The following is a 25191-nucleotide window of genomic DNA, read 5'->3' as shown; positions in this document are numbered from 1 at the left end:
ATGGGCGGTAAGTTCTTAACCCGCGCCCGCGTGTACTTTAAGAACGCCCTTCGCATCGCGCATAAAAAAAGATTCCTGGAACTGGAAGTCAGCATTCTGAATAATTCCGCGATCTGCGAACTAAAACAGGGTAATCTCCATAGAGCATACGATCAACTGGTGGCAATGGCGCGTTTGCTAAAGGACCGTTTTTCGCCCGGCTGCGGCGCCGGGTTCTACAATGCCGCGCGTGTCGGATTGTTCCTCGGACATATCGATGAGAGCCGCGCCCTTCTCGAAACGGGATTGAAACTTTGCAGCCGCTATGATGACCAGTGGTCCATGACGACGATCTGGAAAGGATATGCCCTGCTCCACCAGGAACTCGGCGATCGCCAAGCGGCGCGTGAATTCATTCTGAAATCGCTCGACCTCTCGGAAAAAACCGGCGTTCCCTGGCTGATCGCTTCTTCGCTCCACGAGCTGTGCCGGATAAATATCGCGGAAGGTATGCTGGATGATGCCGAAAATAACATCGCGATGATATGGAAGATAAAAAAGCAGCGCGATGACGCCGAGACCATACCTTTTCTCGTATCAGAAGCCAGACTGATGAAGGCGCAGGGGAAATATTCGACTGCCGGAGATATCCTGGAAAAAGCTTTAAACCTGGCTCAAGTTTTCAAACAGCCGCAGGATCTATTCATGGTCAATATTGAATCGGCTTCGCTTATGGCTGCCCGACACGATAATGACAAAGCCGCAAAATACCTGGACCACGCCCTTCGCATCGGCCGGACAAAAGATTATGATTACCTTTTTATCCGGGCATTGGTCCAGGACCCGGGTCTTCTCCGGTTGATCACAACCAATTCCATCGCGGGCAAATACGCGATATCCGTGGTCAAAAGATATCCAGCCCATCTGGTGATCTTTGAAGCAATGTTTTTCGGGCATCCCAGCCTTGCTGTTAATGGCAGAAAGATCGATGATCGCGACTGGCGCACGGCAAAAGCTCAAAAATTGTTGTTCTATCTTATCCTGAACAGCGCCGACAAAGTAAATCAGGATATTTTGATCGAAAAATTATGGTATGACACGACCTTGCGAAAAGGCAAGAGCAACCTGCGCAAAGCGGTTCAGCATGTAAGGGAAGTTTTCAGATCAGCCGGTATTCTCGATTCGGCTCTTAGGATCGATAAGGGATTTTACCAGCTGGCTCCTCATGTCTGCGTCTGGACCGATGTCAGCCAGTTCGAAGATCTGGTTATAGAAGCCAAGAAAGAAAAACATTCCAGACCGGCAATAATGCGATGGCTGGCAGCCATATATCGTGATGGTTTTGCCACAGGCTGGTATGATGACTGGGTTGAAGAAAAACGGCGTTATTATCAGGAAGAAATCGTAAAATTGCGTGCTAAAGTAACTTAATTCGTTTAAATATCTGGCGTTTCACGCTTTTTTCACACCCCCGCATTATAATAATATGTCTTTATATGCATACATAAAGGAGGATTTATGAGTTTACATTATCATGCAATATACATGATTTTAATATCTAATTTACTATTAGCCTACACGCCGGTCACAAACAATAATAACGGCCGGGATTGGGAAATACTCCTCTACGACCTGAACAACATTGAACTGTATGTTTCAAATTTCGGCAAAATGGGACCGGGGTGGTGGCCACCCGGTAGTGGCCATAACTACATATTCGGGGCCGGCCTGTGGTTTGGCGCTCTGGACAGATCGAATACCGATACATCGGTCACTATCGGGTATGGACCGCACGGCGGTGAAACAGAATTCAAGCCCGGGCTGAAAGATCAAGACGAACTCCTGCCATATGTCAGGATCTACATCCAGCCGGAGCCATGGCCCGCGCCGCTTGAATATTTCCCCATGGCGCCGCAGAATGGCATTTCCGACCGGGACGCATGGTGCTGCTACAATGACTGCGATCCGGCTTATCACATGCCCGGCGACACAAAACCGATCGGGATCGAGATCTATCAGACGATCTACGGCTGGACCCTGCCATATCTTCATGACGTTGTCTTTGTGAAGTATGATATAAAAAACGTGAGCGGAGATACTCTTTACAAATGCTATTTCGGTCTCTGCATGGACAATGATATCGGCTACGAATCCGGGACCGCGGCCAATGACCGATTGTGGCGTATCATTGGCAGGTGGTATGTTGTTGACAGTGAATCACTGTGGGTGGATGATGTCGGCTTTCAATGGCAGGAAGTCGCAGAAGCGGGCTGGGCCGGATTCCCCGGCACGATAGGCTGCGACTTCCTTCAAAGTCCCTGGGACCTGGTTCCGGGCATGGATAAGGATGAAGACAGTATCCCGGACGAACACGAAACTGACAGCACGTGGTACTGTTCAAACCTGCCTGATTACAAATGGGATACTGACTATGACGGGGTTCCGGACTGGCGCGATGCCTCGGAAAATCCCCAGCTGGGCATGACCGCGCTCAAGCGCTTCACCCTGAACCTTGAACCGAACAAGGATAATGAAAGATACATAACCATGGCCGGGTATAATTTCAAGACCGGCGAATACTGTCCTTTCGACACGATCCCTCCGGCGCCTGATGACCAGCGATTTCTCATGGCGTGCGGTCCGGTTGATATTCTTCCGGATTCGCTGATAACCATAGTCTATGCCATAATGTTCGCAGAGTGGTATGATGGTGTTATAGAGATCCCGGATACCGCGATCGTCAAAATAGACTATCCTGTTCAGTACTGTTTTGACCGGAACTGGATCGTTCCTGGTCCTCCCCCAGCGCCACACCTGTCATGCGTTCCCGGTGATCATGAAGTGGTTCTCATCTGGGATGACCTCTCGGAAAAAACCCCTGATAAATACTATGAATTTGTTCACAACGTACCGCCCAGTTCACCGATCCAAGATCCGTTTTATCTACAGTATGATTTTCAGGGGTTTGGGATCTATAAGAGCAAGACTACACAGGCCGGATCCTGGGATAAGCTGGCGACCTTTGACCTGTACGATGACATCACGTTCAGCGAAGTGATCGGCAGTGAAACCCTGGTCGCGTCCAATACAGGTCTTGTCCATTCGTACACGGATACGGACGTGCGCAACGGTTTCACGTACTATTACGCGGTATCGGCGTTCGACTGGAACCGGGTGAAAGAAACAGATTCAACCTGGTACACGATCGTGTTCGAAAGCGGGTATAATTCGATGCCGGCAGTGCCGCGACGCGAGCCAGCGAACTACATCCCGGGCAGTTTCACGATCGAATCTGAATCGGGTAACCCGGTGCTGGCGACCAACAACATCGATGTGGCGATCACCTATCCCCTGCAGATGACCGATGATCCGATGTACCTGGAGTTCGGGTCATATAAATTGGACACGGTGAAGAGATTTGATCCGATATATACTACCTATCTTGTCGACAATGCCGGTGATCACGTGGACAGCTGCAAAGCGGTGTTGGCGTTCGACACCTCGTTGACGATCACCGTGGCGCCGTACGAGTTCAAGGAATTTCAGGGTTTGAGCGTATCGCCGATCTTCAAGCGGTATGACATCCCGTCCAACGTGTCGATCTTTGACACGGTGATCATGACCGGCACTTATCCGGAATCGCTGGTGGCGCCCCGGGCGATCGCGACGAACTGGGCGTACCGGGGCAACGATTTCGAGGTGACCTGGATCAAGGCGCACGGCAGCGATTCGGTGAACAGCGTTGTCGTGGTCGATCTGATGACTGGTGATACGATCCCGTTCAAAGCGGGCATTACCGATACGCTGGCCGACGGTTGGTGTTTTCAGAGCAGTTGGGCGGCGACTAATAACCTGGATACCTTGGTCTATGACCCGCCGGGTGGCTTGCCGACCGGCACGCGGTATATTTATATTTGCAGCGGTATTGTACTATTAAAAGGTGGTCCGGACCTGAAGATTGGCGATCCGCGGCCCGATGACGGTGATTTGTGGACTGTGAGCGCGGATCCGGCCTATCTACCGGCGCCGATCAACGGGCGGGTGAAGATCACGTCCACGCCGGCGAAGGTGCAGCTGGATTCGGTCCTGACCCTCAACGTGAAGGTGGTGCCGAACCCGTACATCATTACCAATGAGTGGCAGCAGTCCTTCCGGCTGCGCTTCATCAACCTGCCGTCTACCTGTACGGTCCGGATCTTCAATCTCAACGGGGAACTGGTCAAGACGCTCACGCATATCAACAATACGACCTCGAGCAGTGGTTCCGAGCTATCCAACTTCAACGGCGGCGACGAGTGGTGGGACCTTCTGAGCGAGAACCGCCAGCTCGTGGCGAGCGGTATCTATGTCTTCCACGTCCAATCCGATGTCGGTGAACAGGTCGGCAAATTCGTGGTGATAAGGTAAGGAGGCGAGAGCATGCCGATATTTACGCACCTTGACAAACCTTTAAAACGGTCTTATATTATCAAAGGAGGAAATATGAAGAAATATGTGATCATAGGGATCAGCACAATCATAGCTTTTCTAATGCTCGCAAGCACGAGGTTTCCAACATCTCCTGGACGACCATTCCAGATAAAGGTCCACAATATCAACCAGGTTGAATTGTCCATCTCCAACTTCGGCAAGTTCGGCCAGACTCAGGGCGGCGGATCGGGCTTATGGTGGCCAAAAGGCAGCGGCCACAATTATATCTTTGGCGCTGGATTCTGGTATGGCACGGTTGATTCTGCAAGTGGCGATACGCTTGTCACGGTTGGTTATTCACCGCATGGCGGTGAATGTGAACTCGGACCAGGTCTGGAAGGCATGCCGACAAACGACACAAATGCCATTATTTTTATGTACCCATCTCCCTGGCCGCCTCCGCAAGGTGTGTTCTCAATGGCGCCCCAAACCGCGCTTTCACACCAGGATTCCTGGTGTTGTTTCAACGATTGCGATTCCACATGGCACGTGCCCGGTGATACCAGGCCCATCGGCATTGAGGTATACCAGACGGTTTATGTCTGGAATCTGCCAGCGATCGAGGATATCGCATTCATGACATATGAGTTCAAAAATGTTTCAGGTCATAACCTCCATGATTGTTACTTCGGTGTTGTCACTGACTGTGATATCGGTAATGAATCAGGCAGCGCTGCGAATGACAGGATATCAGGAATTATCGAAAAGCACTATTTCATTGATGGCTTGTGGTACATCGCGGATAACCTTGGCTACCAATGGCAGGAAGAACCAGAATCTGGCTGGTCTGAATTTCCGGGGGTGATCGGCTTTGACCTGCTCCAGACCCCGTTTGACCTGGTGCCGGGCCAGGATAAGGATAGCGACGGCATCCTTGATCAGTATGAACAGGACAGCGCTTATTATGTCGTCAACCTTCCCCCTTATATGTGGGACGTGGACCTGGACAATACGCCGGACTGGCGCGATCCCTCGGAAAATCCCCAACAAGGCATGACAGCTTACAAACGTTTCACGTTAAGCTTTGAGCCGAATACCGATCCGCAGCGTTATCTGACACTGGCCGGTTATAACTACCAGAACGGCGCCTATGAGCCTTATGACACAATGCCGTTTGCTCCAGATGACCAACGATTCCTGATGTCAAGCGGCCCGTTCGATCTGGAAACTGACGAGTCGGTCACCATGGTATTTGCCATTGTGCTCGCGAACTGGCACGATATTTACGGCACGCCCGATACCGCCCTGGTCCTTGCCGACTACTGGGCACAGCATGTCTATGACCATTCCTGGCGGATATTTGATATTGAAGAGCGAACGGCTAGTAACAGCATGAATAACGGATTTCGAATATTCCCGAATCCGACTAATACAAGTTCGACGGTCAGGTTCACGCTGGCGCAGCCGGGTCTGGCTACCCTAAAACTATACAACACGGCCGGTCAGCTGGTCAGAATGATCGATGCCGGGCAGCGACAAGCGGGCGTGCATGACATCAGACTGGATCTGAATGACCTGAGCGCGGGCACTTATTTCATCGCCCTGCAGACACCATCGACAAAACAGGTACAACCGATCATCGTATTGAAATGATCTGCTTGCGAAAAACAAAAAGGGGCGCTGAAAGCGCCCCTTTTTTGTTTAGTGTGTTAGACTTTATCGTGCGATGATGAGCTTTAAGATCTCCTGGTTATTGGTCACGCCAAAATAGATCCCAGGGCTCAGTTTCACGCCGCGGTCGTTACAGCCATCCCAGCTGTATTCGCTAGAGCCGAGATTATCAACGCGCCGCACCATCCTGCCGGCCGCGTCGTAGATCTTCAGCGTCCTGGTATTGGGAAGACAGGTGATCGCGGTTATCCGGTTGAACGGATTGGGCTGAGCGTAGATCCTAACCCCATTGTCGCCGGCTTTCGGCGTCAGTTCTGCAACGCCGGTGCCAAAGTCGACCATTGCCCGGATCATCACGTCCTGTCTTTGGCCGTCTCGATACGGCGCCCAGGAACCAGTGTATTCCCAGGTCCTTTTGTTCGCGACGCCGATCGTGTCCATACCCATATAAGGATCAGACGCGTACTCGCTGATGCAGCCGATGTAGAACGTGCCGGATGTCACCTGTAAATTGTAAGGAGCCAGATCGATATTGTACCAGCCCGAATCGTAAACCGTAACCAGTGAATCAAATAGTATCGTGCCCGGATCGCCGTTACTGCCGTCATCATCGATAATCTGAACATGCACCGGCGGGTTCGACGTCTGCTGCGCCACATAGAAATTAGCAGTGTTGATCTTGGTCGGGTAACGTGGAGGAGTAAATTCCGCTCCATAACCCGAGTTGATTCCGTTCCATGCGTATCCGGCATCAACTACATTACGGTCATGTTGCAGCTGCACCGGATAGGTAACGACCCTGAACTCGGTGATCAGAGAATCGTTCGAGGGCGTCATGTCGCCGGTCAATAACGATTTTACCCTCAGCCGGTATACGCCGTCCGTGGTCGTGCTGAAGGTCGGTGTGAACTGCAGGGTATCCACGGCCCCAGGCGCGAGCGACGCGACGTTTATCGTATCGGCATAAATAACCGTATTGCCGGAATTACGAACCTGGCAGAACACGTTGAATGCCGCTTCCGTCTGATTTCCGGTATTCTTTATCTCACCCCAGAAATCGACCGGATCGTTGTTGTAGACAAAGAACCCGCCGGAAACATCGTTCATCATGCTCCACACCGCGATGTCATGGACCTGGTATGACGTCGATGTCGGCGGATAGAAGCGGATCGCCAGCATGCTATGCAGCGCGTTGCCCGCCGGCACGTTATCGTGCAAGTACTGCAGGCCGAGCGTGCCCGAGACATTCTCGATCCCGACGGTCAGGTTATTGCCGCCGCCCGGCGCAGTTCCGTTCTGGGTTTGGTACTGGAAAAGGATCGCGCTGTCAGCGCGGCTCATGATGATCTCAAAAGTATTGCAGCTTGTGCCCACATTCCAGAATTGCACACTGTCATACTGGACGATACAGGTGTCTTGAGCAGCATTGGTCCAGTACCAGCATGTCGCGTTCCCCACTGAATGGTCAAGGTCAGCCATGAGCGGTGCCAGGGTGTTGTTTGGTCCGGTCGGACTGGGGAATGTCTGGAATGGATGCGCTTCCAGGGTATTGTCACCGAACGCGATATACCCGTTGGACCCGACAAAAAAAGAATTGACCGTGTACCAATAATACGGTAAGTCAAAACCGACACTGAATGGTCCCGCGGTGTTATCATCGGCCAGACCTGTGATCTCGGTTCCAATCCCTTTGATATTGATCCATCCGTAAGCCGGCCCACCGGTGGTATCGCTGTCGATCCAGCGGTATCCGTAAGCATCTGGTCCGCCAGTACCCGTGATCCCCGGGAACCAGGGACTTTGCGGCCCTGTTCCCAGGACCTGCAAGAGTATCAGTATAAGACTCATATAACCTCCTTGTGTACTTTTTTCTGTATCTTATTTTATCTGTTTTCGAATTGAAGTCAACCCCTCCCCTCCTTACTTCACCTCCAGCCACTGGCTTGCCGAATGGCTGTTGAATTCGGGAGCGTACATGCACTGGATCTCGGCAACGCCGTTCTGGTACTTACCCCTTAACTGGACCCGAAGATCGTACTCAAACACGTATGTTCCCTTAGGCAGGTAGTCAATGAAGAAGTGGGTCGCGATATCCTTGGTCGACTGATAATATCTAAGACCATCCTGGTATTGGTAATAAGAAAGGACATCGACCGGTTCCAAACCGCTCCCCCGCATATCCTTGAGGTGGACGTATTCCATGTCGCGGTCGACCCTGAGCACGATCCGCACGGTCATAATATCGCCGACACTAAGCGGACCCTTCAACGGCTCGATGACCGTTCCTTTCTTGGTCTCGCGCTTGACAAAAAGTTTCTTGTCCAGCTTGAGGTTCGTTTCGTGCGTCGTGACCGCATCCATTTCCTCGAAATACTGGAAGTGCACCCCGCCCCAAGCGATACCTTTGTCTTCTTTAATTAACGTCACCTTAGAAAACTCAGGTTTGATCTCGCTTTTGTTCCATGCTGATTCATAGAAACCGGTTCCTGCCTCCACATTTTCCGGTTTCACCAGTTCTGTGCCCAGCGTAACCCCGACCAGTTTCGTATTAGCCAGGTAGTCGGTGCCGCGCAGTATCAGCGCGTATATGGCATCGGCCGTGGCCTTGGTCGTCTGCCAGTTCTGGGTCTGCTTCTGTTTCAATAACCAGACCTTACAGTCTTCCATGGCGATCGTATCGTCCGTCACCTCGGAGAACGCTTCGATCATGAGCGCCTGGGTCTCGATGGGCGCGCGGTACCACCACCACGACAATTCATCCTCGCGCCAGAACATGCCCATCTCCTCGTCCGAAACGCTCCGTTCTTTTATCGATGCCAGTATCTTCTGAGGAATCTCCAGTTTTTTAAACCGGTTTAGAGCAAGCGAGAGATATCCCTGGCTTAACCGTGAATCCAGGGTCAGCCAGTATTCTTCTCCTTGTCCTACAAAATAGTCGACCGCTTCCTTATAATAAGATGAAAGCGGCTTTGATTCCAGGTAGAAGCTGCGGCAATACAGGTACAGCGCGATCATAGGCGTCAGGTTATTCGCTGACTTAATGCAATGGTCATATATGTCGCGGACCCACCGGTCCAGGTAATCGATCGCCTGCATTGCCAGGGAGACATCGGTCTTCACGCCCAGGTGCTGCAACCGGCCAAACCCGGTGGTTATGTATAGAGTGATATAGGGATCAGGGTAACCGCCCGGGAACCATGGCCATGAGCCGTCCTGGTACTGGTAGTTCTTCAGCTTGTTGAAAGCGGAATTAAGGTTGCTCTTCAGCGTGTTCTCCTCGAACAGGATCCCGACACTGCGTTTTGCCTGGGTCTCGTCCTGCGCCTGGATCACCCACGGCGTTTCCATAAGCATTACCGATTTCAGTTCCTCGTTCTTTTCCAGGTTCGATTTCAAGGCGTCGGTGCCGCGCCACTGGTCAAAGACCTCCTTGATCCTCAGGTCTGAATTCGCGATATGACCGGCAAGGCTGTTCGCGTAATAGCGGTTGAACACCTGCTCAGTGCACTCGTACGGGAACTCGACAAGGTATGGCAACGCCTGGATCGCGTACCACACCGGGTTGGAAGCCATCTGCAGGGTGAACTTGAACGGCTCCATGGTCTTTGACACGCCGATCTGCTTTAAGCGTTCGAACGTGAACGTCTTTTCCGCTGGTCCGCGGATATTGAGCGGTACGGATTCGGTCAGGAATATGCGCGTGGACAGAACCGGCAAGGCGCCGGTCTCGCCGTCAGAGTACTTACCGCTCTTTGCCGCGACCGTGTAGGTCAAAGGTCCTGTTCCTTTGGGCACGCACAACCGCCATGAGAACGCCGCGGACGCCTTGGCTTCGAGCTTGAAAGACTGTACGTGACCGGCGATTTTCAGCAGTTCATTCGCCGGCTGGTCGGTCATGAAGTCCTTGAGATCGAGCTGAACCTTGCCCTCAAGAGTTTTGTCCGACATGTTGATGACTTTTGCCGTGAAAAAGACCGTGTCGCTTTCGCGCAAAAACCGCGGGGCATTGGGCTGAACCATGAGTTCTTTCTGGGTCACGGTGAACCCGCTCACCACCCCGCTTTCGCATTTCTTGCCGTGCGCGAATCCCAGGAATTTCCACTTGGTTAAAGCCTCGGGCATGGTGAACTCGATCTTCACGATCCCGTTCTTATCCATGAGCAGGTGCGGATAGAAAAACGCGGTCTCGTTCAGATTTTTCCGGATCACGACGTTCTTAAGGTCGATCGGCGTCAATCCGCCTCCTGCGACCAGACCGCCGCCATCGCGTCCCCGGAAATCAGCCCCAAGCTCCCCGGCCGCGAGCGTTACCGGCGCTGGCGCCTCTGCGCGCGCGCCGCCGTCGCCTTTTGCCGGCGCTCGAGTCACTTCATCGGCAGCTACCGCGTGGCCGGTTAAGGTTACAGATTGATTCATTGCGCGCTGTGGTGCACCCGGTACACCATTTGCATAATAATCATCGGTGCTCGTCGTCAATTTGAAATTAACGATCGTGTATTTTCCGGCCACGACTTTAACGTCAGCAACGCTTTTGTAATCATAGCCCGGGTATTCTGCCACCACATTATAGGTGCCGGCCGGAACTTCATTGATCGCAAACATGCCCTTTTCATCGGTCGTATCTGACCGACCGATATCTTCAACCCTCACAACCGCGTTGACGAGCGGATCGCCGGTCCGCACGTCGATCACCTTGCCCTTGAACCTGCCCTCCTTGCCTTCGAACGTCTCATCGCTGTATATCACCTTGCTTATGGAAGGGAACTGATAATAGAAGAAATTTTCTATTACGTAGCCGGGGAAATGGACATAGGTCATTTCCGGGTAGTAAACATCCGGGTTCCAGTACCAGCGCCAGGTCTCGTAACCCTGGGCATTGTTCACGAACGAGGCGTATAAACGGCTGTAGTCGTACTTGAAAAAACTGAACGCGTACCAGTTGTGCGGGTAGAACTGGTCTAAAGAAAAATCGTAAAGGGTCGCGACTATCTCGGCCGCGGTTATCTCCTGCTTCTTGCCCTTTATTTCCAGGGTCATGGTCTCTTTCTCACCGGGCTGTAATTTGTCGCGCAAAGTCGCGATGGACACTTCCAGTTCCTTATTGTCCCAGGGCACATAGACCGGCAGGTTGTTAATGTAAGCGCGGTTTTCACGTACCTGGGTTAGGTGGACCGTGAACCCACCCCTTAAATTTTCCGTCACAGGATACTTGAACGAATGCAGGGTCATGCCCGGCTGTGTCCAGTACCGTTTCAGGATCGCTCCGTCATGCTCGATCTCAATAAAACAGCGCGCCTGGTTATACCCTGACCCCCACATAACCTGGGCATTCTTGCCGACCTCGACCGGGTTTTCCCTCACCTTTACTACCGAAGGCAGTTTAATGCTGAATTGCTTCTCGTTCCAGTCGGGCAGGACCATCAGGGGCAGGAATGCTTTCACTTCCTTACCATACTCGTCCTTAGCCGTGCATTCCACCTTGTACAGCCCGGCTTCCAGCTTAACATCCAGCGTCTCGGGATTTGTAAGTTCGGTGCTCAGACCGGTCTCGTACACGATCTTATCCTGCGGCCATGCCATCCAGTTCTCGCCGAACTCCTTTCCCGCGTCTTCTCCGGTCTCATTATCTTCGTAGCCGTAGTCATAATAGTAATAATAGGAAAGCATCGGCTTGACCGGTTCGGCCGGTTCTTTAAGCCGGTATATCTTTAGCGCCGCTTTTGACTTTAGTTCATTGCCGTCAAGCGTCTGGGTCGAGACGATCAAGGGGAAGGTCTTGTTGTCCTCCAGGGTTTCGCCCGAGGACAGCATGATCGATAACGCCGAATAACCAAGCCTGACATAAGTGTCGGCGCTGCGCGTTTCGCCGTCGGTTGATACGACATCGGCATGGATCGAGTAATTGAAGATCGGATCATCGTCAGGCGACAGCTTAAGATCCGGCTGGGCAAAGAACTTTATCGTGAAATTGCCGTCCGCGTCGGTCTTGACCCGGCCGTGGGCGATCTGCTGGCTGGTATTAGAATATGAACTATACGATGACCACCGGTAGAACCACGACCACCAGTATGGATAAGAAGCGTTCCTGACCACGGAAAAACGGACTTGCGCGTTGTCGATCGGCGCTCCGGTATAGGCGATCGCCTTGCCCTTTATCTCGATCTCCTGCTTTAGCTTAACCGCATCTTTGGGCGTCTCCAGTTCCACCGTGAACTTGGGCCGCTTGTACTCTTCCACGCGGACCGACGTATAACCTTCGGGATCATGGGTCTGGATGGACATGCTGCCCGTCAAACGGTCAGCGGGCGCGATGAACTCGCCGCTGAAACTGCCGAAATCATTGGATACCAGTTCGAGTTTGGCGATCTCCTGGTAATTCGCATCGCGGAAAAAGACCGTGACCTTGTGGTTGGGGATCACATGGTAGTCCACTCCGTCTTTGTCATTATATACGCAGATCCCCTTGAAATGAATGGTCTGGCCTGGCCGGTACAGGGAACGGTCAGTGAAGAACAGGGCCTGCTCCTGGTCATACTCCTCGTAATCCCGGTAAGCGTATATGCCGTCGCTCTTTAAAAGAGCATCATTGTTTTTCTTGATATAGAGCAGGATCTGACTTTCCTGGGGACCATCGAATTTAAAGAATCCGCTTGAATCCGTAACGGTCCTGGTGCCGAATTTATAGAACCGCCATTCCTTCTGGATGATCTGGGTCACCGTTGCATTGGCGACCGGCTCGCCGCTGACCGCGTCCAGGACCAGACCGTCAATAATGCCGTTATGGGTCCTTGATATCAGGGTGATGCCGGACACCCATAACCAGGCATGCTGGACCATGGATGACGATTTGAAATCCGGCTGCCAGCTCGCCAGTATCCGGTAATAACCGGAGGCGAGTCCGGGTATGTCCAGCTCGATATTTTTTTCCTTGAGGTCGTCGGTTGCCTTGAGGTCGACCGCCCATTCCTGCACCGGCTTGCGGGAAAGCAAACTCATGATCTTGGCCGAATCGATCTCGTTGGGATATCCGTATTCCCTTTTCATGAAATCATCCCAGTCATCATGGTAAACGCGGAAATATAGTTTGGTGAAATTCTTGTATGTGACCTGGATCTTTGACGGCCCGGCTGGAACGCAATCCTCGCCGGACAAACGCAAGGACTTCGCGGTCAAGGTCAGCATGTAATTATAACAGAATTGACCCGGGATCGATTTCGGGTGCAGGTCATAAAACCGTTTAGCGATATCATACGCTTTGACCAGATCACCCTGCTCAGCCCACGCCTGCGCCAGATAATATGCTCCCATGGACGATATCTCATGCTTTGTATTTTTCTCAAGCATACTGGTCAAGCGCTCGATAAATATCGCGTTGCGGTCCTCGCCATAGGCGATATTCTTAATAAATCTCAGCCTTTGAATATCAAGGTCAAGAAAAGCTTCAGGATTACCCTCATCCCGGTGATACGCCATGAGCGCCTGGTAAAGCGTCAGCGCTTTGTACGCGGCGGCGCCGGTATCTTCGGTCACGGGCTTGTACTTTAAAAATGCGTCTGATGCGGCAAACGCATCAGACTTAGCATCGACGTCAAACGCATCCTCGGGCCTGGCCGCCGCCTGGTCGGCGCTCGTGTAAAAAGTCAGTGCTTCCTGCGCGATGAAATCATATAGCGTGGGCCTGAGATCATCGGGCATTGTGCCTTTCTCCAGAAATCCCAGGAACCACTGGACCTGGATCTTGCCGAGATTGCTTCTTTCCTTGAGGATATCCTGGTAAAGGGAATCGATTTGACGGAATATCTTGGGCAGGTCCCAGGTCGTGAAATCGTCATCCGACATGTTCTCGGTCGCGGTGCGGTTCATGAAACGCCAGCGGTTGCGGTCATAATAGTGCCAGTACCACTGGGCAAGCACGGCCTGGAGCAAAGGCCGGGTATTCTCATCGGCGTTGCCGAATTCTATTTTCAACCGCTGGATCTTCTCTTCGGGTTTGTTACCCTGGATCGTCGCCTCGATCACGACCTTTTCCGACAAGGCGCGCATCCACTCATCATATCTTTTCTCTTTCTGGGTTACTTGCAGGACTTTATCAAGGCTCTCAACCGCGGTTCTGGGCAAGCCGTCGGCCAATGCCTCTTCTACCGCCTGCCAGTACTTTTCAGTTGAAGAAAAAACTGATGAAACGACGGTCAGGATCAAAAAAGCGGTGTATTTGATCATTCTATGGTATTTCATTTTCGCTCCTTTGTTTGTTTTGATGTACCGCAGAGATTATACCAAATGCCGGCGAAAAGTCAACAAAAGGGAGTCTTTACAAAACCTGGTCATTAAGTATAATCAATGATCCAGGAGGACTAATGACAAGCACGAAAATTCTGCCTATATTCTGGATACTCTTTTTGATATTTATCACATTTTTACCGGCTACAACCTATGTCGCTACGACCGCTCAGGAAATTCAGAATTATACGAACATGCTGGTTGCCGGTGACACACTGCTCGTGCAGTCAGGCACATATAACATGAACTGGAATATCAGCGACCGTTACGGAGTGAACAATGACTGGATAACGATTCGGGCGATTAACAGCGGAGCTATCATAAATGGCAGCAATTATGATAATGTAATCGATATCTACAATTGCCATTATCTGGAACTTTTGGGATTTGAGATCACAAATTCCTATGCCGGCTCCGGCATTGACGGCATTAAATTCCGAACGTCGAGCGACCATATTCGCATGGAGGATCTAAGGATTCACGACATTACCGGCGTTGGGATAAGCGCTAACCCGTCCGGGCAGATCTGGAGTTACCTTACCATCCGCCGCTGTCATATCTGGAATGTCACGGATGTTGGCGAGGGTCTTTATATCGGCAACCATGACGGATTATCGACGGTCGACCATTGCCTGGTAGAACTCAACTGGATACATGACTGCCATCCCCATAAGGGCATTCAGTTCAAACGCGGCACATATCTTAACGTGATCCGCGATAACGTAGTTTACAATTGCGACGAGGCCGGCATTGTGCTTTACAAAACCGACCAGACCAGCCCGGCTGACAACAACATTGTCAACCGCAACGTAGTCTGGAACGCTCCGGAAGGCATCTTTGCCGTCGGCCAGACGAATATCGACAATAATGTAATTTTCAATTGCGATTACGGCATTAATGTCCGGAACTACTCAGGGTGGGGAATGAACGACCTTTACGTACGCAATAACACGATCTATCACTGCGCTGTGGCTTGCCTGCGGCTTGATGACTGGAACACGGCCGGCAGTGAAATGGTCAGCATCAATAACGCCTGTTATCAGGATTCGCTGAGCATGAGCGCGATCCAGGTGCCGGATGGACCGGGTCCCGGCATTATCTTGAACAACCGCCATTATGGCCAGTCCCAGACCAGCGGTTCGATCCTGGGCAAACCGCCGTCACTGGAGTTTATCAATCCGGGCATAATACCGGGCAACATCGATCTTTATCCTTTGAACGGCTCATCCCTCAGGGATTCAGGGACATCTGTTTATGGCGCGCCGGTTGATGATTTCAACCTGAGAAACAGGCCATTCAACGCGATCTGGGATGTGGGCGCTTATGAGTGGTCCCAGAATACGAATCCCGGGTGGCCGATCCATGAAGATTTCAAGGATATTGATTACGGCACAGAGGAAACGAAAGCCGCCTTCGATACCGGAAAACGAACCCGGTCGTCAGTATCCGTGGATGGATACGCTTTCCTGCATCTCCCCGATGGCGTGCGCATCACCATCTTTAACATCGCGGGAATGACCGTCCATCAGTCAGGTCCGATCGGGAAAGATTTTTACCGCTGGCACGCTGCAAATGCCGCCGCGGGCATCTACTTTTACGCCATCGCTGACCGAACCGGAAATATCATTGAATATGGCCGGATCTTGCTGATCAAATAGTCTTCCGCGATCAAAGATAAGCTATTGACAATCCCGGATTCCTGATTATCATTTAACATTAGAGTGTTACCGGAGTTGAGGGTAACATAGAACATAACGTTGCAAGGAGGTTATATGCATAAATATCTACTGACCGTTTTAGCAATCGCGGGCATTGCTTTGGCCGGCGACCTTATGATCAACGGAAATTTCGAGCAGGAGCTTAGCAACGGGTGGACGCAATCCTCTATCGGATATTATATCACTATTGACCGCGCGACAACTTATGAACCCGACGCCGACTATGAAGTGCAAGTTTACAAGGACGTGGGCAGCGGTTCTGCCGTGCTCTATCAAGCCGTTGACCTGCAGAACATGCCGCTGAACCAGCTCGAGTTCTCCTGCAAGGCAAAACTGTACGCCTATGACAACAATGCTGATACGCTCTGCTATGCGGCAACCGCCGTCATCGTTCAGTACCTGAACCAAACTGGAACAACATTGGGCGAAACGCGCATCTGCCAGTTCACTGCGCCCTGCGACTGGATAAGCACTTCCACGGCTCATCTTCTAACTGTGGCCGACTCACTGTGGCATAATTACAGTTTTAACATCGCGACCGAACTGGCAAACCTGCCCGGGGTAACTCCGTCCAATGTCAAAAAGCTCAAGATCGCCATGTATGACACGACCGCCCACACGTGCTGAAGTGCGTCGGAATTGGCGAAGGTCTTCGCCGATGATATCGTGATCAATTATACCGGCACAGCCCCATACACGATCTACATGTCTTCCAAGATCTATGATAATACATTCCGCGGCAACAATAACGGTTATCTGGACCCGGGTGAAACCGCAAATATGACCGTTACCCTGAAAAACATCGGGGGCGTCGCTTTTACCAACCTGTCTTCCACGATCTCCGAGTCTGACCCGTACATCTCTATTAACGACAATTCAGGGTACTACGGCAGTATCCCTATCAACACGACGAAAGAGAATACGACCGATCCGTACACGCTCTATGCCAGTCCGTCCGCTCCTGTCGGGTATATGGCGACCATCCGCCAGATCGTCGTCGACGGCAGTTACCGCGATACCTTCGATTTCCCGCTCATGATCGGCCGGCCCATGCCAACAGATACAGGTTATTACTATGCTTATTTCTGTCATGGACCATATACTGAGTGCCCGGTCTATTCGTGGTATGCCATTGACACGACCCAAACCCAGTATGTGGGAACGCCGCTTGATTTTGGGGATGACCAGACCGCGACCGTGGACCTGCCGTTCACGTTCAAATATTACGGCGTGGATTACACCCAGGTTTCGATCTGCTCGAATGGCTGGGTCGCCATGGGCGCGACCACTGCCATTGATTATTACAATTATGGAATACCCAATATCTATGGTCCAGCGGCAATGGTCGCCGCGCTGTGGGACGATCTGTATCCGGGCACAGTTGACGAACCGGCTTGCCTGTACTATTACAGCGACGCTGCAAATCACCGTTTTGTCGTTGAGTGGTTCAAGGTCCCGCACATAAGTTATCCTACAACGCAGGAGACATTTGAGATCTTCCTGCTGGATCCGGCGTATTACCCCACTCCGACCGGTGACGGCGAGATAATAATCCAATATAAAAATGCGATGAAGGAAACCGACAACACAATAGGCATTGAGAATTCCGCCCAGACCGTGGGCGTGCAGTACTTTTATGAAGGCACTTACCATCCATGGGCCGTGGCGATCACCGACACGCACGCCATCAAATTCACTCCTAAACCACCAACATTGATCAATGTTGACGAGGCGTTGTCGCGTGATGCAGCTACCGGAAATTACCGGTTGACGGCCGCGCCCAATCCGTTCTGTAAACGAGTGACTATACACTATACAATAAGCACTAAAGACCAGAATGCGCAGTTACGTATCTTTGACGTAGCGGGTCGATTGGTCAAACAATTTAACCATTTGACCATTCAACCAATTAACCAACTTGTCTGGGACGGTTCAGACGACATGGGCCGCCGGGTCCCGGCAGGCGTTTATTTCGTGCGCCTTGAATCCGAGAACGATCAACTGGTGGAAAAAGTCATCCTGCTGAAATAGCTATAACGATCTGAACAAAAAGCGGGGGCGAACAGTATCGCCCCCGTTTTGTTTTTTCTGCCCTTTTACTTCTTTCCTTCATCTTTTCTTCCCCTCTTCCTTTCATATCTCCTACCTTCACAATTTCATAACTTCTCACCTTCTATTTTGTTCCCGCCCTTTCATACCCCCAGATCCCCATAGCTCCTCATCCCAATAATTTCATATCCTCATAACTTCATAACCTCCTATCTTCTATTTTTAAAATGCCACGCGTCGATCCGCCGCTTCACGTTCTCGCGGATATCTATGTAAAAAAGGCTGTAGTCGCACAAATGGAAATTCTTTAAACCCGGGTATCCCTTTTTTGGCGGTTTATCGATCCAGAGAGCGCCGTTAGGGGCGCACTGCGCGCCAATTAGATAATGGTCGACCCGGTCGAACGTCCGGGGCACGCTTCCAGGATTCCGCAGCGGCCCCGCATAATCCTTTGTCCTTGACCAGGTCAGGGGATTGACGCTCGTGCAGTTCGCGTATAATGGATCGCTCCCGCTGAGCATCGTGTTCCAGGTAATATAGCAGCCGGTCTGCGCAGCCGAGTCGCACGGTGATATCGTCGCGAAAGAACCGTCAGTGGCCGGACCGCCGATAAGGTACGCAACGACCAGCCGCTTTGCCAGCGCCGGGTCAGGATCGAAAAAATCCCGTATCAGCCGCGCCGCGTGGAAAGTACCCTGGCTGTGCGAAGCGATCACGATCGGCCGATCCTGGTTATAGTGTTTTAGATAATAAATAAAAGCGCTCTTTACGTCCTGGTAAGCGTAATCCAACGCTTTTTGTTTGTTGCTCTTGTCAAGGAACGCGAACAGGGATGCCTGGCGATAACGGGGCGCGTACACGCGGCAGGAGCCGTTAAAAACGCTTGCCTGGAGTTTGATCGTGGTCCGGTCCGTGAAAGCGTTTACGCGTTGATTGTCAATGTCGGCGTTGAGGTTCCACAAGCTGTAAAAGGTCGTGGGGTGCACGAAAAAAACATCGGCCAAAGCCGAATCCTGGCCGTCTGCGAGGTCCGAATTTCGGGGTACGGCGTCCGCGCTGTCTTTCATGGATGGCAATGCCGCCCAGTTTTTCGCCATACTGTAGTCAGGCGCAGAACCGGATTGCGAGAATATCCACTGGCAAGCGAGCAGCATAACCGAATGAACCGGCATCGAGTGATTATAAACTGAAGTCCAGCTGAGTCAAGGACAGGTATCAACCAAACCACTTGAAAACCCCGCTCCCTGCGATATAATCAATGATAAAGGAGGTATAATGAAAAAAAGATTCGCCCTTCAGTCCCTGGTAATGATCATTATAACCATACCTGGAATTCTCGCTGCCCAGCCGCCGGAGATCACCGCGGCGCCAAACCTTGTCCCGGAGATCGTAACCCTGCCGGATATGACGATCGTCGGCATGCAAACCCTTGTCAGCACCAAGAATAATATCATATCGAACCTCTGGATGCGTTTCATCCCCCGTGCCGGTGAGATAAAAGAGCGGGCAAAGACCGATGCCATGCTCGGCATATCTTATGATATGCAGGAGATAAGCGCGGATCCGAGCACCCGCGAGAGCCAGTTCTTCTATCTGGCCGGAGCCATTGTCTCCGACGTCAAGGACCTGCCCGAAGGCATGACCTTTCGCAAGATCCTGAAGCACAAGTATGCGAAATTCACGCACCGCGGTAGTTTGGATAAACTGGGAGACACGTACAATTACATGTACGGTCAATGGCTGCCGAAGTCCGCGTACGACGTCGACGAGATCGCGCCGGAAATAGAATGGTATGACAACCGGTTCATGCCCGACAGCGCGAACTCGGCGTTCGACATATACATGCCGATTACAGCTAAATAGAACGAGATATTTATCTACATAGATCGGCAGAAAAATAAATCCCCCTCTTATCCCCCTTTTTCAAAGGGGGAAAGGGGGATTAAATCAATAATAGAAATATCCGTGTTAAAGGTTTTTAGTAGTAAAATGAGAGAGTAGGTATCTAGATAATTCAGTAAAACGGCGTTCAGGCGCCGGTCTGGCTGCCCAGCTTGACGTCTTTCAGGGCGCTGGCCACGACATAGACCCTGATGTTATTGCTTGCCGGATCGATCGGCAGGATGAAAAACCCTTTGCGCTGCTTGTTATAACCCATGGTCGAGCCGATGATCGTTTCATTATCCTGGAATGTGACCTTGATCTTCAGTCCGCGGATGGTCTTGGGGTCAATCCCTGAAAAATCTTTTTTCTCCTGGCGGTCCTTGTTGCCCTCGAAGTTTTTGACGAAGAAGATCGCCTTTGCCGTCTCAGTATCGATCTCTTCGATCCGGTTGTCCTGATGCGTGAAATGGAATTTCGGCTTTTCCGGAACAAAATCATGGGTCGTGCCCTTGATCACTGCGCCGTTCTTGTAGTGCACGACTATCTTGTTTACCTCTACCTGCGGCGAGTTCATATCCATAAGGCAAGTATAGATACATATTGAGCCCTGTCAATACAAAAGATAAGTGATATTGTAAGGGATATCTTGAACAAGTTGATATTTTAAAAATTTGCAGTTAGACAGAATAGAAAAAAGACAGTAAAGAAAGTTGGAAATTATAAGGTACAACTGCAAGATATCAAGCATCATGACTAGCTATCAACTTGTTTCCTGCTTTTAAGACCTACTGCATATTTTTTAATATTTCAGTATAGCGCCTACGCCTCATCAAATCGCTCATTAGTTCATTGTATTTTTTCTCATTTTTCTTGCGCCATTTTTTCTGGTATTTAATATATCCATCCCAGTGTTCCTCCTTCCATTTTTTACTATTGTTACTCATATTTTTGGGATGCTCCTTTTGCCACTTTTGAATCTGCTCCTTCATCGTCTCGCCATAGTTCTGGCGGTAATCCCTCATGTATGCTTTCCTATTTGCCATTTATCTTTTCTTCTCCTTAAACAATATTCATCTCAATCTACCCGTCGTTCTTGAAAATAGCCTTATCTTCAAGATTCCTAATAATCAAGGATAATCAATATGACAATCAGATATCAATGTCCTTGTTAAGAGGTTAAAATACATTATACTATATGATTATTAGCAAAATTTATGCCAATATACACATTCCAAAACCCCTCGAAATTTCATGGCATTAATCTTTCGTTCTCATGTTCAATCCAAGAAAAAGTGTATACTTTCTTGCCTTTCTTGTTGGACCTCACACAAACTTACATCAGTTCAGTATTTTCTGATTATTAAAAAGTGTATACTGTATGCATTCGATTGTCAAAAATATACAATTCGCAACTAAAATGCCGAAAAATCAACATAATTGGTTAGTTTGATGTGGTAAAAGCGTATACTGTATACAGTGCTATTTTACATAATTTAGCCTGTAATTTTTTAAATACCGATATAAAGTCCGGCGTGTAATGCCTAGAACCCTTGCCGTCAATGAAACATTCCCTTTTGTTGCGTTCAGGAGACACGCTAATGTTTCTTTGCTAAAAGGTTTCTTTCGGGAGGTAATTGACCCACCAAGTTGAACGTCAGCAGCAGAAATCCGCGGACCTGAGGACAGGGCAACCGCTCTCTCAATGACATTCTGCATTTCCCTCACATTGCCGGGCCAGGAATATAACATCATCTTCTTTTTTGCCTTGTTATCAAACCCCAGAATCTTGCGTTTTGTCTTTATGGCGCATTCTTTCAGAAAAAAATCAGCAAGAATGGGAATGTCAGTTACTCGTTCACGCAATAAGGGAATATGAATGGGTATGACACTGATGCGGTAAAACAAGTCTTCTCTAAATAACCCTTGCTTGATCAGGATCCTTAAATCTTCATTGGTTGCGCAGACTATCCTCACATCGACTCTTTTCAGGCTTGATTCACCAAGTCTTCTTATTGTTTTGTCCTCGATTGCCTGTAGGAGTTTCGCCTGTATGGGTAAAGGCGCATTTTGAATGTCATCCAGGAATAAAGTGCCGCCCTCAGCTTCTGCAAATAATCCGCGTCTTTCATAACAAGCATCGGTAAATGCCCCTTTTTTGTGACCAAAGAGCTCGCTTTCAAAAAGAGTCATGGGAATCATGCCGCAGCTGAATGCGACAAACTGGCCATGTCTGCGCTGGCTAGTGTCATGTATTAACCGGGCAACCAGTCCTTTACCAGTGCCCGTTTCTCCGGTGATCAGTATAGTGGCATCAATCTTTGAGAGTTTTACGATCGTGTCTCGGATCACGGTTATGGCCGGACTAATGCCGATTAATCTATTGACACCTGATGGTTGGCATTCTGGATTTAAAGATTCTGTTTTTTCATTTTCCACACGTTCAGCCGGTTGCGACATCGATTACTCCTCTCCTCTTAGTCTGTTGTTCTGCGTTATTCTATAATATTTATTACCAATGTCAAGTATATTTGAGCACTGATCTAAATATGGATGATCAGAACACACGCAGACAGAACATCACTTCCTGTCATGAGATATATTAATTGTTATGACTTCGCCATTGACAGATAAAACACAATGTACATACTCGAGTATATGAGATTAAAATCATGTTGGTGCCGATTACCTACTTTTCCACTTAATATAAGCCCAGCAAAGTAAAGCACTGTATGAAGCTAACAAAAAAAGGAACCAAGCACTTTCTACACATCGAGTTGGAAAAATATGAATGGAAATATCTGAAAGACATGATGAAGTATGAGTTGCCCAGAATAAAAAGGAACAACATCAAATACCTGCGCCACATGCTCTCTCTGCATATCAAGACTGTATATGTCATGACCACGGCCATGATGCTTAAAGAAAATGGTAAGATAAAATCAAACGCAGCAAATGAGCTCTTCAGCGATCTCGACAAGGCGACGAATAACTACGAAAAAATCCTTAGAAAATATTTTAAAAGACGCGAGTTCCATTTAGAAGTGCAACGCTTGAGGAGAAAAGGATAATGGGTTATAGTAAGCGATTATGGAACAAATCTATAAGCATTTGTCATTGGAAGAGCGGGAAACGATTACGATTATGCGTTTAAAGGGTTTTTCGTTGAGTGCGATTGCCCAGCAGCGACCGCGGTTAAAGGAGGCGCGGATTCGGGCGTACGTGATGGCCAAGCTCCAGGAACACTGGTCGCCGGAGATCATTGCTGGTCGGTTAGCAGTCGACCACCCGGGTTTAACCATCAGTCTGGAAGCGATTTACCAGTTCGTCTATGACCCGGCAAATCCGCAACGAGCCGAGCTTATCGCCTGCCTGCGCCGGGCGCACCGGCGGCGGCGCAGCAAGAAGGCGGGCCGGAAGGAACGGCGCACGAAGATTCCGAACCGGGTGGCGATCGAGCTGCGGCCGGCGGTTGTGGCCGAACGCACCGAATTCGGTCATTGGGAGGGCGACACGCTTATTTCTCGGAAAAGTCGGGTGGCGGTGCAGTCGTTAAGCGAACGGCGCAACCGCCTGGTCGTGCTGACGAAGCTGGCCCGCAAGGGTGCCGTGGAGATGAAACGCGCGGTCATTAAACGCTTCCATCCTCTGCCGCGGGCCGCCCGTCGGTGTTTGACCCTGGATAACGGCACGGAAAATACGCGGCACGAAGACATCACCGCGGCGCTCGGCACCACTTGCTATTTCTGCCATCCGTATGCGGCCTGGGAACGCGGTTCGAACGAACAGATAAACGGCCTGGTGCGCTGGTACTTGCCAAAAGGAACGGATCTGGGTAAGATAACAGACGCTCAACTGCAATGGATCGAGGATCGTCTAAACATCCGGCCGCGAAAATGTCTAGCCTTCAAGACACCGTTCGAGGTCGCTGCTCAAGAGCTCGTTGCACTTCAAGGTTGAAGGTGGCAGATTTTCGAATAAATTAATTAGCAAAAAATAACCGTCAAAATCCCATCGCAGGGCACAAATTGCCTTAATCTTTAGATCTCGACTGTCCCATTCAGAGGAATTTCTTGAATCTGAGAGATAGAAGTGTCTAGGTTCAATGAATCTGCTTCTAACGAAAATTGAAACTAATAGTAAAAAATGGTCGTATTGTTAACACTCAATGCTCATGAAATACCCTAACTGCAATATAAGAAAAACAACCCGAGCAGCACGCACCATCAGAAATCCACGATTTTTCAATACTTTTCGGAATGTTGCTTATCAAACTACGCCTACAAAAAGAACATGGATTTTTGTTAGAAATAATAAAAACTGGGTGTTGTAGAATTTACCTTTCGGTTTATAATACCGCACTATGCGAAAGAAAACAAGAACAGGATGCTATTACTGTGGTAGCTCAATTAAGAACCGTTTCAGTCCTGACCCCCTTCGTCCTGACATAGTCAGGGCAAGATTAAAGAAAGATCTACAAGATATGAGAAATGTTTAAATGCAAGGCTTGTGTGCGTGCTGATGAATAAACACAATATTTGTAAGGAGGACATATGAGGAACAATTTAATAATAATTCTAGCAATAACTTTTTTATTCACAGCTTTAGGTGGCGTGAAATCAGGAACATTTACGCAGAATCTTGCTTGTCCGTTATCTGGCTGTGTCAAATATGAAAATGGACAGGGCGTCGGTTCCGGGAAAAATGTATATGTATACGAAAGTCCAACCCACTACATAGGATACGATGCTACTGATGCTTCTAGCATTTATCAATGGTGGTTTTATCCCCCATTCCACGTCTATAAAGTGAAATGTTCATTTGGTCAGTACAGTGGAGAAACCATCATAGACGATACACTCTATGAAAGTACCTGGGTCGATATCACTGTACATTACACTCCTTCCGATACAACAAAATAAATGGCTACATTGAAAAAAAAATGAAAGAGTATAGTATTCTTTTATAGATTAGGTTAGAAACATGACTTCTGGAAGAAGAATTTCTTACAGTATATGTAATAGTCGATCATCGATGATACATCAACTTCGATCGGTGAATATGTACTGGTTCAGCGGGAATCGGACAAAACAGGGGTCGGATTTAAGGTGGAAAATTGGTTATAATATTCCGACCGTTTGACCCTGGCCAGAGCCAGTTTTTCTGTTCGCCTCTGAATGATTTCCCCACGCTTGCCGTTTAG

At 49.7% G+C, this 25191-nt stretch carries 16 protein-coding genes; 10 read left to right on the top strand and 6 right to left on the bottom strand.

All coding sequences use genetic code 11. The features are described from left to right. The 3 genes from VF399_02160 to VF399_02150 form a co-directional block, all read left to right on the top strand. A partial coding sequence (locus VF399_02160; protein HEX7319145.1) for a hypothetical protein occupies positions 1-1410 on the top strand: 1410 nt, incomplete at its 5' end. A gap of 87 nt (positions 1411-1497) precedes the next feature. Further along, positions 1498-4386 carry a T9SS type A sorting domain-containing protein gene (locus tag VF399_02155; protein HEX7319144.1) on the top strand — a complete coding sequence of 963 codons (2889 nt, stop codon included), beginning with the start codon at positions 1498-1500 and terminating at the stop codon, positions 4384-4386. 75 nt (positions 4387-4461) lie between these two features. Further along, positions 4462-6042: a T9SS type A sorting domain-containing protein gene (locus VF399_02150; GenBank protein HEX7319143.1), complete on the top strand. Its 1581-nt coding sequence runs from the start codon at positions 4462-4464 to the stop codon at positions 6040-6042. A gap of 63 nt (positions 6043-6105) precedes the next feature. Here the strand turns inward: VF399_02150 and VF399_02145 are convergent, their stop codons facing one another. Both VF399_02145 and VF399_02140 read right to left on the bottom strand, forming a co-directional pair. Beyond that, positions 6106-7908, bottom strand: coding sequence for a FlgD immunoglobulin-like domain containing protein (locus tag VF399_02145; protein ID HEX7319142.1), 1803 nt, complete (start codon positions 7906-7908; stop codon positions 6106-6108). Between the two features lie 72 nt (positions 7909-7980). Next, positions 7981-14295 (bottom strand): carboxypeptidase regulatory-like domain-containing protein, encoded by a 6315-nt coding sequence (locus tag VF399_02140; protein HEX7319141.1) that lies wholly within the window; start codon positions 14293-14295, stop codon positions 7981-7983. A gap of 122 nt (positions 14296-14417) precedes the next feature. Here VF399_02140 and VF399_02135 point away from each other — a divergent pair, with 122 nt between their 5' ends. The 3 genes from VF399_02135 to VF399_02125 all read left to right on the top strand — a co-directional run bounded on the left by VF399_02135 (position 14418) and on the right by VF399_02125 (position 18089). Then, the gene (locus tag VF399_02135; protein HEX7319140.1) at positions 14418-15998 is read left to right on the top strand and encodes a right-handed parallel beta-helix repeat-containing protein; all 1581 of its coding nucleotides are present in this window, start codon (positions 14418-14420) and stop codon (positions 15996-15998) included. 114 nt (positions 15999-16112) lie between these two features. Beyond that, a complete protein-coding gene (locus VF399_02130) occupies positions 16113-16685 on the top strand; it encodes a hypothetical protein (protein HEX7319139.1) in 573 nt (190 codons plus the stop codon). 12 nt (positions 16686-16697) lie between these two features. Then, positions 16698-18089 carry a T9SS type A sorting domain-containing protein gene (locus VF399_02125; protein ID HEX7319138.1) on the top strand — a complete coding sequence of 464 codons (1392 nt, stop codon included), beginning with the start codon at positions 16698-16700 and terminating at the stop codon, positions 18087-18089. A gap of 227 nt (positions 18090-18316) precedes the next feature. On the opposite strand, the gene VF399_02120 is transcribed toward VF399_02125, so the two are convergent. Continuing rightward, on the bottom strand, positions 18317-19279 hold the full coding sequence (locus tag VF399_02120) for a DUF3089 domain-containing protein (protein ID HEX7319137.1): 963 nt from the start codon (positions 19277-19279) through the stop codon (positions 18317-18319). 103 nt (positions 19280-19382) lie between these two features. On the opposite strand from VF399_02120, the gene VF399_02115 reads away from it, so the two are divergent. Beyond that, the gene (locus VF399_02115; protein ID HEX7319136.1) at positions 19383-19970 is read left to right on the top strand and encodes a GyrI-like domain-containing protein; all 588 of its coding nucleotides are present in this window, start codon (positions 19383-19385) and stop codon (positions 19968-19970) included. A 166-nt stretch (positions 19971-20136) separates the two neighbouring features. Here the strand turns inward: VF399_02115 and VF399_02110 are convergent, their stop codons facing one another. The 3 genes from VF399_02110 to VF399_02100 all read right to left on the bottom strand — a co-directional run bounded on the left by VF399_02110 (position 20137) and on the right by VF399_02100 (position 22448). Further along, the gene (locus VF399_02110; GenBank protein HEX7319135.1) at positions 20137-20571 is read right to left on the bottom strand and encodes a hypothetical protein; all 435 of its coding nucleotides are present in this window, start codon (positions 20569-20571) and stop codon (positions 20137-20139) included. Between the two features lie 205 nt (positions 20572-20776). Continuing rightward, entirely contained in the window at positions 20777-21034 is a 258-nt protein-coding gene (locus VF399_02105; GenBank protein ID HEX7319134.1) for a hypothetical protein, read from the bottom strand. A 436-nt stretch (positions 21035-21470) separates the two neighbouring features. Beyond that, on the bottom strand, positions 21471-22448 hold the full coding sequence (locus VF399_02100; GenBank protein HEX7319133.1) for a sigma-54 dependent transcriptional regulator: 978 nt from the start codon (positions 22446-22448) through the stop codon (positions 21471-21473). Between the two features lie 272 nt (positions 22449-22720). Here VF399_02100 and VF399_02095 point away from each other — a divergent pair, with 272 nt between their 5' ends. The 3 genes from VF399_02095 (at position 22721) to VF399_02085 (ending at position 24910) form a co-directional block, all read left to right on the top strand. Continuing rightward, a complete protein-coding gene (locus VF399_02095) occupies positions 22721-23059 on the top strand; it encodes a hypothetical protein (protein ID HEX7319132.1) in 339 nt (112 codons plus the stop codon). A 19-nt stretch (positions 23060-23078) separates the two neighbouring features. Further along, positions 23079-23948 carry an IS30 family transposase gene (locus VF399_02090; protein ID HEX7319131.1) on the top strand — a complete coding sequence of 290 codons (870 nt, stop codon included), beginning with the start codon at positions 23079-23081 and terminating at the stop codon, positions 23946-23948. A 593-nt stretch (positions 23949-24541) separates the two neighbouring features. Continuing rightward, on the top strand, positions 24542-24910 hold the full coding sequence (locus VF399_02085; GenBank protein HEX7319130.1) for a hypothetical protein: 369 nt from the start codon (positions 24542-24544) through the stop codon (positions 24908-24910). The last annotated feature ends 281 nt before the right edge of the window (positions 24911-25191 follow it).

It is taken from the genome of bacterium (assembly GCA_036382775.1).
Lineage (GTDB): Bacteria > Hydrothermota > Tepidihabitantia > SM23-42 > JAOAFX01 > DASVHD01.
The sequence above is the reverse complement of the archived record's forward strand: the minus strand, read 5'-3'. Positions and strand labels throughout refer to the sequence as shown.

Bases quoted from the DNA above. Each gene is read 5' to 3' on its own strand.
- VF399_02155 (HEX7319144.1), top strand. From the start codon at position 1,498: ATGAGTTTACATTATCATGCAATATACATGATTTTAATATCTAATTTA.
- VF399_02150 (HEX7319143.1), top strand. From the start codon at position 4,462: ATGAAGAAATATGTGATCATAGGGATCAGCACAATCATAGCTTTTCTA.
- VF399_02145 (HEX7319142.1), bottom strand. From the start codon at position 7,908: ATGAGTCTTATACTGATACTCTTGCAGGTCCTGGGAACAGGGCCGCAA.
- VF399_02140 (HEX7319141.1), bottom strand. From the start codon at position 14,295: ATGAAATACCATAGAATGATCAAATACACCGCTTTTTTGATCCTGACC.
- VF399_02135 (HEX7319140.1), top strand. From the start codon at position 14,418: ATGACAAGCACGAAAATTCTGCCTATATTCTGGATACTCTTTTTGATA.
- VF399_02130 (HEX7319139.1), top strand. From the start codon at position 16,113: ATGCATAAATATCTACTGACCGTTTTAGCAATCGCGGGCATTGCTTTG.
- VF399_02120 (HEX7319137.1), bottom strand. From the start codon at position 19,279: ATGCCGGTTCATTCGGTTATGCTGCTCGCTTGCCAGTGGATATTCTCG.
- VF399_02115 (HEX7319136.1), top strand. From the start codon at position 19,383: ATGAAAAAAAGATTCGCCCTTCAGTCCCTGGTAATGATCATTATAACC.
- VF399_02110 (HEX7319135.1), bottom strand. From the start codon at position 20,571: ATGGATATGAACTCGCCGCAGGTAGAGGTAAACAAGATAGTCGTGCAC.
- VF399_02105 (HEX7319134.1), bottom strand. From the start codon at position 21,034: ATGGCAAATAGGAAAGCATACATGAGGGATTACCGCCAGAACTATGGC.
- VF399_02100 (HEX7319133.1), bottom strand. From the start codon at position 22,448: ATGTCGCAACCGGCTGAACGTGTGGAAAATGAAAAAACAGAATCTTTA.
- VF399_02095 (HEX7319132.1), top strand. From the start codon at position 22,721: ATGAAGCTAACAAAAAAAGGAACCAAGCACTTTCTACACATCGAGTTG.
- VF399_02090 (HEX7319131.1), top strand. From the start codon at position 23,079: ATGGAACAAATCTATAAGCATTTGTCATTGGAAGAGCGGGAAACGATT.
- VF399_02085 (HEX7319130.1), top strand. From the start codon at position 24,542: ATGAGGAACAATTTAATAATAATTCTAGCAATAACTTTTTTATTCACA.